This window comes from Arthrobacter humicola (assembly GCF_022803015.1).
GTDB lineage: Bacteria > Actinomycetota > Actinomycetes > Actinomycetales > Micrococcaceae > Arthrobacter > Arthrobacter humicola_A.
Genome location: NZ_JAFKON010000074.1, coordinates 1 through 255 on the forward strand (window position 1 = coordinate 1; position 255 = coordinate 255).

A 255-nucleotide genomic window follows, 5' to 3' on the forward strand; every position below is an offset into this window, starting at 1 on the left:
TGGCGTAGGCGATCCGTGATGCGCGGTGCGCCATCGCGCAGGCGATGACGCCGCCGTGCTTGCCTCTGGTCCTGAGCGCCGCGGCGTAGGTCCGGCTGGGCGCGTCGTTGAACCAGAGCCCCATGCCCAGATCGATCAAGGCCCGGCGTAGGGCCACGTTGCCTTCCCTGCTGATGGATCCGTCGCGTCGTTTGCCTGCCGATTCGTACTGGGTGGGGGACAGACCCGATGCCCGGTAGATCTGTGACGGCCCGG

1 protein-coding gene is annotated in these 255 nt (G+C 68.2%); it reads right to left on the reverse strand.

Going from position 1 to position 255, the window contains the following annotated elements:
• Positions 1-255 (reverse strand): transposase (locus ARTB_RS21495; protein WP_243182289.1); only part of this gene is annotated, 255 nt, incomplete at both ends.